The sequence below is a fragment of the Egibacteraceae bacterium genome (assembly GCA_035540635.1).
GTDB lineage: Bacteria > Actinomycetota > Nitriliruptoria > Euzebyales > Egibacteraceae > DATLGH01.
The window spans coordinates 35854-45220 of the sequence record DATLGH010000012.1 but is presented as its reverse complement, the minus strand read 5'-3'; the positions used below and the strand labels follow the sequence as shown (position 1 = coordinate 45220).

Below are 9367 nucleotides of genomic sequence, written 5' to 3'. Positions count from 1 at the left end.
CCATTCGGCGGACCGCACGCCCGTTCGGACATGCTCCACCCGCAGCCGCGCAGCTCCAAGGTGGCGATGAGCTCGTCGCCCCGGGTCATGCGTTGGCTCCAGCGGGCGGACGCCGCCCGGACCTCGGCGATCGCCGTCTCGACGGTCAGCACGTCGCCGAACATCGCCGGCCGCAGGTAGCGCGCCTGGACCTCGACGACGATGAGGTGGAAGCCCTCGTCCTGCAGCCGCGCCAGCCCGAGGCCGATGCTCCCGAGCGCCTCGATCCGGGCGGTCTCGAAGTAGGTGAGGTGCACCGCGTGGTTGACGTGGCCGTAGGGGTCGAGCTCGCTGAACCGGACCTTCACCTCGGTGCAGTGCATCGTCGGGTCTTCCTGCCGCGGGAGCGGGGGCCGTGAGGCCCCCTCATCGGATTGCGGCGCAAGGATAGTGCGCCGCGGCGCCCGGTCCGCAGCGCCGAGCTCGCCGGTCCCTCAGGGACCGACCTGGCCCGCCCGGATGCGGTCGAACGCGTCGCCGGGCTGCACGTGCACGACGGACGCGCCGCCGGGGCCGAACCCGAAGGTGCCCTGCAGGGCGGTCTGGCGCACGTCACCCGGCTCGATCATCAGCGCGAGCCGCGCGAGCGGCAGGAGCTCGGAGCGGGGGATGTTCGTCACGGTGTTGCGGGCGAACAGGGCGACCATGCGGCCGAGCTCCGGCAGGTTCGTCACGTTTCCGCGCACCTGCGCGTGCGCGAAGCGCATGAGGTTGCCGTGGTTGGCGCTGCGCCCGAAGTCGCCGCCGGCCACGGACTTGCGGTCGCGCACGTAGGCGAGGGCCTGGTGCCCGGCGAGCCGCTGGGGCCCCGCGGGGAACTTCGACCCGGAGAAGGCGTCGTGCATGGGCTGGGGGATGTGCACGTCGACGCCGCCCAGCCCGTCGACGACGTCCTCGATGGACCGGAAGGTCATGAGCGCCCAGTAGTCGATGCGCACCCCGGCGAACTCCGCGACCCTTGCGGTGAAGGCGTCGGGTCCGAGGTAGTAGAGCAGGTCGGACAGCTTCTGCCCCCCGACGGACGCGTCGCGGGGGATGTTGACGATCGTCGCGCGGCGCGTGGTCGCGTCCACGGCGATGAGGTGCACACCGTCGGCGCGCCCGTGCAGCGGATCGCCGGGCCGGTGCGGCGGGCCGATGTCCGAGCCGATGGCGAGGATGGTGAGCAGGCCGTCCTGGGCGTGCGCGGGGTGCACCGAGGCCCGCAGGGCCGCGGTGGCGAAGGCTGACGCCGCCAACCCGAGCAGGCAGCCGGCGACGACGACGGCGAGCGCCAGCCGCCTCATGGGGCCCCCTCCGGCAGCTCGATGGTGACCTCGACGGCGTCGGCCCGCCAGCCCTCCTCCGTCGGGAGGAACGTCATGGCGCCGGACTGCTTTGCGGCGGAGGCGGTGCCGCCCGCGAGCTCGACGGTGAGCAGCGCGTTGAAGGACAGCGTCACGGCGTGGACCTCCTCACCGTGCAGCAGCACCTCGGCGACGGCCGACGCGGGCCCCGTGATCGTGCGGGCGACGGGCAGGTCCACCTGCCCGAGTCCCGCACGGTCGTTCTCGCTCGCCGTCGCGCGCGCGCGCGCCGACAGCAGCTGGTCGACGGGCGCTGCGGAGAACCGGGTCGCCTCGTCGACGAGCTGGGCGTTCAGGAACGCCCCGAGCGCGTCGCGCGCGGCGCTGACCGCCGCGGCCGCGGCCGCGTCGCTCGGCGGGGTGCCCGCCACGCCGAGGATGCCGGCGTTGTCCATGCCGACGATGACGATGTCCTCGACGGTGAGGTCGAAGGGCGCCCCCGCCCCGTCACCGCGATCGGAGGCACCGGGGCTCGCCTCCGGCGCCGCCTGGCAGGCGGCCACCGCCACCGCGCAACACGCGGCGGCGACGAGCGTCCGAAGAGGGGCCCCGCGCACCGCTCAAGGATGCCCGGTCAGCCCCCGCCGCGTCAGGGGCCGGTCGGACAGGGACGAGCAGCGGCGGCGTTACGCTTCCCTCATGGCCAGCAACGCCGGACGGCGGCACCCCGCATGACGGCTGCGATGCCGTCCGGTGACGTGCTCCCCACGACCGCGGACCCCCGGTCGGCGACCTTCGCGCGCAACGTCGCGTCGCACCGGGGGCTCGTCGCCGAGCTGCGCGAGCGACTCGCGGCGGCCGCCCGTGGGGGCGGTGAGCGCGCCCGCGAGCGCCACGCCGCACGGGGGAAGCTCCTTCCACGCGACCGGGTGGACAAGCTGCTCGACCCGTCGAGCCCCTTCCTCGAGCTCTCGCCCCTCGCGGCGCACGAGCTGTACGACGGCGACGCGCCCGCGGCGGGGCTCATCACCGGCGTCGGCCGCATCGCCGGCCGGCTCGTCGTCGCCGTCGCGAACGACGCGACGGTCAAGGGCGGGACCTACTACCCCATGACGGTGAAGAAGCACTTGCGCGCGCAGGAGGTCGCCCTCGACAACCGCCTGCCGTGCGTCTACCTCGTCGACTCGGGCGGCGCGTTCCTGCCCCGCCAGGACGAAGTCTTTCCCGACCGCGACCACTTCGGGCGCATCTTCTTCAACCAGGCGCGGATGTCCGCGCGGGGGATCCCGCAGATCGCGGCGGTGCTCGGGTCGTGCACCGCCGGCGGCGCCTACGTCCCCGCGATGAGCGACGAGACGGTGATCGTGCGCGGTCAGGGCACGATCTTCCTCGGCGGGCCGCCGCTCGTGCGGGCGGCGACCGGCGAGGTCGTGTCCGCCGAGGAGCTCGGCGGGGGGGACCTCCACGCCCGCACCTCAGGGGTGGTCGACCACCTCGCCGCCGACGATGCCGACGCTCTGCTGCGCGTGCGATCGATCGTCGCGACGCTCGGGCGCCGGCCGGAGCCGCCCTGGGACGTCGCCCCGGTCACCGAGCCGGCCGTCGACCCGGGCGAGCTCTACGGCGTGGTGCCGACCGACCCGCGAACCCCCTACGACGTCCGCGAGGTGATCGCCCGCGTCGTCGACGGCAGCCGGTTCCACGAGTTCAAGGCGCTGTACGCGACGACGCTCGTCACGGGTTTCGCCCGGATCCTCGGTCACCCCGTCGGGATCGTGGCCAACAACGGCATCCTGTTCGGCGAGTCCGCGCTCAAGGGCACCCACTTCATCGAGCTCTGCGACCAGCGCGGCATCCCCCTCCTCTTCCTCCAGAACATCGCCGGGTTCATGGTCGGCCGGGAGTACGAGGCCGGTGGGATCGCCAAGGACGGGGCGAAGATGGTCACCGCGGTCGCGTGCGCGGCGGTCCCGAAGCTCACGGTCGTGATCGGCGGGTCGTTCGGCGCGGGCAACTACGGCATGTGCGGCCGGGCGTTCTCGCCCCGGTTCCTCTGGACGTGGCCGAACGCGCGGATCTCGGTGATGGGCGGCGAGCAGGCCGCGGCGGTGCTTGCCACGATCCGCCGCGAGCAGGCCGAGGCGGCGGGAGAGCCCTGGTCCGCCGAGGACGAGGAGGCCTTCAAGGCGCCCGTCCGCGCCCAGTACGAGCATCAGGGCAACCCCTACTACGCGACCGCACGGCTGTGGGACGACGGGGTCATCGACCCCGCCGACACCCGCATGGTCCTCGGGCTCGCCCTGTCCGCGTGCGCCAACGCCCCGGTCGCGCCGCCCCGCTACGGCGTCTTCAGGATGTGAGGGGGTTGACGAGCGACGGTGTCGGGACTGCGTCATCCGGGGAGCGACGCAGCCCCGACACCCCCGCGGTCACCGACCGCCACCGCGGACGGCGCCCCGCCCGCCGCCGGCCCCTGCCGCTCGTGGGCGACCTGCCGGCCTTCCGCGCCGACCGGCTCGGGTTCCTCACCCGTCTCGCCCGCGACCACGGCGACGTCGCGGCGTTCCGCGTCGGCCCCTACCGCGTCTGGCAGCTCGCCCACCCCGACGACATCGCCGGCGTGCTCGGCGCCGGCGCCCGGGGCTTCCGCAAGGGCCCCGTCCTGCAGCGCGCGCGGCTCGTGCTCGGCGAGGGGCTGCTCACCGCCGAGGGCGCCACGCACAGCCGGCACCGGCGCCTGCTCCAGCACGCCTTCCACCCCCGCCGCGTCGCGGGCTACGCCCCGGTCATGGTGGCGCAGGCGGAGCGGGCCGCCGCCGGGTGGGTGCCCGGGCAGGCGGTCGACGTACACGCCGAAGCGGTCCGCACGACGCTGACCGTGGCCGGCGCGACCCTCCTCGGCACCGACGTGGAGTCCGACGTCGCCGCGATCGACGGCGCGATCGCCGACCTGCTGAGCGCGTACAAGCTCGCCTTCGTGCCGTTCGGCTGGCGCCTGCACCGCCTGCCGGTCGGGCCCATGCGCCGCCTCCAGCGCGGCAGGGCGACGCTGCACCGGCTGGTCGGCCGGATGATCGCCGAGCGTCGCGCGAGCGGCGAGGACGCCGGGGACCTCCTGTCCGCCCTCGTCCTGCAGGACGGCGCCGACGCGCTGAGCGACGACGAGATCCGTGACGAGGCCCTGACGCTCCTGCTCGCCGGACACGAGACCACCGCGAACGCCCTCACCTTCGCCTTCCACCTCATGGCGGCCGACCCCGCCGTCGACGCGAGCGTGCACGCCGAGATCGACGAGGTGCTCGGCGGGCGGGCGCCCGAGTCCACCGACGTCGGGCGGCTGGCGCGATGCCGGGGCCTCATCGCCGAGGCGCTGCGCCTGTACCCCCCGTCGTGGGCGATGGGTCGCCAGGCGGTCGAGGACCACGCGGTCGGCGACCACCTCGTGGCGAAGGGCGACCTCGTGCTGGCGCCGCAGTGGGTCGTCCACCGCGACCCGCGCTGGTGGCCCGACCCGCAGCGCTGCGACCCCGACCGCTGGGCCGACCCGGTCGCAGGGCGTCCGCGGTGGACGTTCTTCCCGTTCGGCGGTGGGGTGCGCCGCTGCATCGGCGAGGGGTTCGCCTGGACGGAGGGCGTGCTCGCGCTCGCGGCCATCGCCCGCTCGTGGCGGCTGCGCGCGCTGCCCGAGCGCCCCCTCGTCCTCGACCCCCTGCTCACGCTGCGCCCCCGCGACGGGTTGTGGATGGTCCCGGCGCGCCGCGTGCCGGGCGGCTGAGGAGCCCCCGGGATGCCATCCTGTGATGACACACAGCGACCGCGGGCAAGGAGGCACGCATGGCTGGTGAGCGGGTCCGGGTGTGGCTCGACGACGACCGCGACGCCCAGCACCTCAGCCCGGCACCCGACGACGACGTCGTGCGGGCCTGGGACGCCACGACCGTCTGCGGCGCCGAGGGCAGGGTGCGCTGGATCCCCGCCGAGCACGTCGACGGCGGCAAGGCGTGCCCCGCGTGCCTCGCCGCGACCGACCTCACGCCCGGACTCGAGGGCGGCCATCCCGGTCCCGTCTAGGGACGGGCGGGGCGAGAAGGAGATGGCCGTCGACGGGACGCTCGCGGTGGACCGGGACGGGCGTGGAGTCGCCACCGTCACGATGAACCGGCCCGAGGTGCGCAACGCCTTCGACGACGGCCTCGTCGCGGCGCTGCTCGCCGCCGCGGACGCGCTCGCGGCCGACGACGCCGTGCGCGTCGTCGTGCTGACGGGCGCCGGCGGGGTGTTCAGCGCCGGCGCCGACCTCGGCTGGATGCGCGCGACGCGGGGCTACTCCCACGCCGACAACCTCGCCGACGCCAAGCGCCTCGCCGCCATGCTCCGCGCGCTCCACGACCTGCCGAAGCCCCTCGTCGGCCGGGTGAACGGCGCCGCGCTCGGCGGCGGCGTCGGGCTCGTCGCGGTGTGCGACGTGGCGCTGACGGTCGCCGACGCGACGTTCGGGCTCCCCGAGGTCGTCCTCGGCCTCGCCCCGGCGGTCGTCTCGCCCTACGTCGTCCGCAAGGTCGGCCCCTCGTTCGCGCGGGCGGCGTTCGTCACCGGAGCGCGCTTCGGCGCCGAGCGCGCCCGGCAGGTGGGCCTCGTGCACGAGGTGTCCGTCGACGCCGCGGCCCTCGACGCCGCCGTCGCGGCGTGCGTCGAGCGCTGCCTGCGCGCCGGGCCGCGTGCCGTCGCCGCCGCCAAGCGCCTGCCCGAGGGGGCGCTCCGGCCGCTCGACGAGGCCGCCGCCGCCACCGCCGAGGTCATCGCCGACCTGCGCGTCGGCGCAGAGGCCCAGGAGGGCATGGCGGCGTTCCTCGACAGGCGCGCCCCGCCCTGGGCGCCGGGTTCCTGAAGGGCGCGGCGTGTTCGACACGGTGCTCGTCGCCAACCGCGGGGAGATCGCGGTGCGCGTCATCCGCACCCTCGCGCGGCTCGGCATCCGGTCGGTCGCCGTGTACAGCGACGCCGACGAGGACGCCCCGCACGCGCGGGCGGCCGACGTCGCGGTGCGCATCGGCGCCGAGCCACCGGCAGCGTCCTACCTGTCCGCCGAGCGGCTCGTCGCGGCGGCGCGGCGCACGGGCGCCCAGGCGGTGCACCCCGGCTACGGCTTCCTGTCGGAGAACGCGGGGTTCGCCCGCGCGTGCGCCGAGGCGGGGCTCGTGTTCGTCGGGCCGCCTGCCGACGCGCTCGAGGCGATGGGCGACAAGACCCGGGCGAAGGCTCTTGCGGAGGCCGCCGGGGTGCCGGTCGTGCCGGGGGTGCACCGGCCCGGCATGGACGACGCGGCGCTGATCGCGGCCGCCGGCGACGTCGGCTACCCGCTGCTCGTGAAGGCCGCCGCCGGGGGCGGCGGCAGGGGCATGCGGGTCGTCGCGGGGCCCGGAGAGCTGGCCGAGGGCCTCGCCGCCGCCCGCCGCGAGGCCCTCGGGGCGTTCGGTGACGACGCGCTGCTGCTCGAGCGGTACCTGCGGCGGGCCCGCCACGTCGAGGTCCAGGTGTTCGCCGACGCCCACGGCGGCGTCGTGCACCTCGGCGAGCGCGAGTGCAGCCTGCAGCGCCGCCACCAGAAGATCATCGAGGAGTGCCCGTCGCCGCTGACCGACGAGGACCTGCGCAACCGCATGGCGGCGCACGCCGTCGCTGTCGCGCAGGCGTGCGGCTACGTCGGCGCGGGCACGGTGGAGTTCCTCGTCGACGCCGGCGCCCTCCACTACTTCTTCCTCGAGATGAACACCCGCCTGCAGGTCGAGCACCCGGTCACCGAGATGGTGTACGGGGTGGATCTCGTCGCCTGGCAGCTGCAGGTCGCCGCCGGTCACCCGCTGCCGGTCACGCAGGAGCAGCTGCGGCCACGGGGCCACGCGATCGAGGCGCGCGTGAACGCCGAGGACCCCGCCCGCGGGTTCCTGCCGACGGGGGGCACCGTCCTCGGCTGGTGGGAGCCGCCAGCCGAGGACGTGCGGACCGACCGGGGCGTCGATGCGGGCGCGTCGGTCGGCAGCGCCTACGACCCGCTGCTCGGCAAGGTCATCGCCTGGGGTCCCGACCGCGGGTCCGCGCTGCGCCGGCTCCGCCGCCACCTCGACGCCTCCGCGATCCTCGGGGTGGTGACGAACGCGAGCTTTCTCACCGCGCTCCTCGCCCACCCCGACGTGGAGGCGGGCCGCCTCGACACCCTCCTCGTCGAGCGCGCCGTCGACGAGCTGGTCAGCGCGACGGTCGTCCCCGAGACCGTCCTCGCGGCGGCGGGCCTCGCCAAGCTCGCGGAGCTCGGGGCGGTGGGCCCGACCGTGGACGCGTTCGACCTCGTCGGCGGCTGGCGCGTCGGTGAGCGGGCGTGGGCGCGCTGGCGCGTCCGTGCGGGCGGGCGCATCGCGGACGTCGCCACCCGCGGGGGACCGGGTGCCGCCGAGGTGCGCGTCGACGACGGGCCCGTCCTGCCCGCACGCGTCCGCCGGGACGGTCACGTCCTCGTCACCGAGGTCGCCGGCGAGCAGGTCGTGTTCACCGCCGCCTTCGGCGACGGCGTCGTGTGGCTCGCCGCTCCCGGGCTCGGGACCTGGGCGCTCGCCGAGGAGCACGAGCTGGCCGCCGCCCGCCACGCGGCCGCGGCCGCGGCCGGCGGACCGCTCGTCGCGCCGATGCCCGGCACGGTCGCCGCCGTGCACGTCGCCCCGGGGGACGCGGTGCGGGTGGGACAGACGCTCGTCGTCGTGGAGGCCATGAAGATGGAGCACCCCGTGACCGCGCCGGTCGACGGCACGGTGACGGCGATCGCGGTGCGCCTCGGCGAGCGGGTCCACCTCGAGCAGGTCCTCGCGGTCGTCGAGCAGACCGGCGGAACCGCGTGAGCCCCCGGCCGCAGCGCGTGCCACTCGACGGGCTTCCCGCCCGCGTCACCGTCTACGAGGTCGGGCCCCGTGACGGCCTGCAGAACGAGGCGGGCACCGTCCCGACGCCGGTGAAGATCGAGCTCATCCGCCGGCTCGCCGACGCGGGCCTCGCCGTCGTGGAGGCGACGAGCTTCGTGCATCCCGACTGGGTCCCCCAGCTGGCGGACGCGGCGGAGGTCGTGGCCGGCCTGCCCCACGGCGGTGCCACCCGCTACCCGGTGCTCGTGCCGAACGCCCGGGGACTGCAGCGCGCCCTCGCAGCCGGCGTCACCGACGTCGCCATCTTCGGCAGCGCCACCGAGGCGTTCGCGCGGCGCAACCTCAACCGCAGCGTCGACGGGTCCATCGCGATGTTCCGTCCCGTGGTCGCCGAGGCCCGGGCAGCGGGCGTCGGTGTCCGCGCCTACCTGTCCATGTGCTTCGGCGACCCGTGGGCGGGCCCGGTCCCCGTCGCGCAGGCGGTCGAGGTGGGTGTGCGGCTGCTCGAGCTCGGCTGCGACGCGCTGAGCCTCGGTGACACCATCGGGGTCGCCACCCCCGGCCACGTCACCGCCCTGATCGCCGCGTTCGGTCGCGCCGGGGTCGGCGCCGACCGGCTCGCGGTGCACTTCCACGACACCTACGGCCAGGCGCTCGCGAATACCCTCGCCGCGCTCCAGTCGGGGGTGACCGTCGTCGACGCCGCCGCCGGCGGCCTCGGCGGCTGCCCGTACGCGGCGTCGTCGACCGGCAACCTGGCGACCGAGGACCTCGTGTGGATGCTCGAGGGGCTCGGGATCACCACCGGCGTCGACCTCGGCCGGCTCGTCGCGACGAGCCGGTGGATGGAGGGCCGGCTCGGCCGGCCGAGCCCGTCACGGGTCGTCCGCGCGTGGAAGGACGCCTGATGGGAGGAGCCGGACGGGGTGGCGGGCTGCTGTTCATCGCGGTGCTCACGTTCGTCGCCTACCTGGCCGTCACCGCGCTCGACGGGTTGCCGCGTGTCGCGGCCGTCGTGCTGCTCGCCGCCGCCATCGCCGGCCTCACGGTCAACGTCCTGCGCCGGCGCTGAGCAGGCGCGTAGGGCCGCGTCCCCGAGGACCGCCGCACCGCTCGCACGGCATGCGACCA

The 9367-nt window shown here is 75.7% G+C and carries 10 protein-coding genes; 7 read left to right on the top strand and 3 right to left on the bottom strand.

Translation table 11 applies throughout. The features are described 5' to 3' along the window. The 3 genes from VM324_02475 to VM324_02465 form a co-directional block, all read right to left on the bottom strand. Positions 1-362: thioesterase family protein (locus VM324_02475; GenBank protein HVL98142.1), on the bottom strand; the 362-nt coding region annotated here is incomplete at its 3' end. A gap of 111 nt (positions 363-473) precedes the next feature. After that, a complete protein-coding gene (locus VM324_02470; protein HVL98141.1) occupies positions 474-1325 on the bottom strand; it encodes an LCP family protein in 852 nt (283 codons plus the stop codon). Continuing rightward, positions 1322-1942, bottom strand: a complete 621-nt coding sequence (locus tag VM324_02465) for a hypothetical protein (protein HVL98140.1) — start codon at positions 1940-1942, stop codon at positions 1322-1324. The genes VM324_02470 and VM324_02465 overlap by 4 nt, the downstream gene beginning before the upstream one ends. 114 nt (positions 1943-2056) lie before the next feature. Here VM324_02465 and VM324_02460 point away from each other — a divergent pair, with 114 nt between their 5' ends. From VM324_02460 to VM324_02430, 7 genes are read left to right on the top strand one after another with little or no spacing between them, the layout of a single operon-like run. Beyond that, positions 2057-3685: a carboxyl transferase domain-containing protein gene (locus tag VM324_02460; GenBank protein HVL98139.1), complete on the top strand. Its 1629-nt coding sequence runs from the start codon at positions 2057-2059 to the stop codon at positions 3683-3685. Positions 3686-3690: 5 nt separating this feature from the next. After that, positions 3691-5100 (top strand): cytochrome P450, encoded by a 1410-nt coding sequence (locus tag VM324_02455; protein HVL98138.1) that lies wholly within the window; start codon positions 3691-3693, stop codon positions 5098-5100. Positions 5101-5159: 59 nt separating this feature from the next. Continuing rightward, a complete protein-coding gene (locus VM324_02450; GenBank protein HVL98137.1) occupies positions 5160-5396 on the top strand; it encodes a hypothetical protein in 237 nt (78 codons plus the stop codon). Positions 5397-5418: 22 nt separating this feature from the next. Further along, entirely contained in the window at positions 5419-6213 is a 795-nt protein-coding gene (locus VM324_02445; protein ID HVL98136.1) for an enoyl-CoA hydratase-related protein, read from the top strand. A 10-nt stretch (positions 6214-6223) separates the two neighbouring features. Further along, complete coding sequence (locus tag VM324_02440; GenBank protein HVL98135.1) at positions 6224-8215, top strand: biotin carboxylase N-terminal domain-containing protein; 1992 nt, start codon at positions 6224-6226, stop codon at positions 8213-8215. Then, positions 8212-9144 (top strand): hydroxymethylglutaryl-CoA lyase, encoded by a 933-nt coding sequence (locus VM324_02435; GenBank protein HVL98134.1) that lies wholly within the window; start codon positions 8212-8214, stop codon positions 9142-9144. Before VM324_02440 ends, VM324_02435 begins: the two co-directional genes overlap by 4 nt. Next, positions 9144-9308: a hypothetical protein gene (locus tag VM324_02430; GenBank protein ID HVL98133.1), complete on the top strand. Its 165-nt coding sequence runs from the start codon at positions 9144-9146 to the stop codon at positions 9306-9308. Before VM324_02435 ends, VM324_02430 begins: the two co-directional genes overlap by 1 nt. Positions 9309-9367 lie beyond the last annotated feature (59 nt).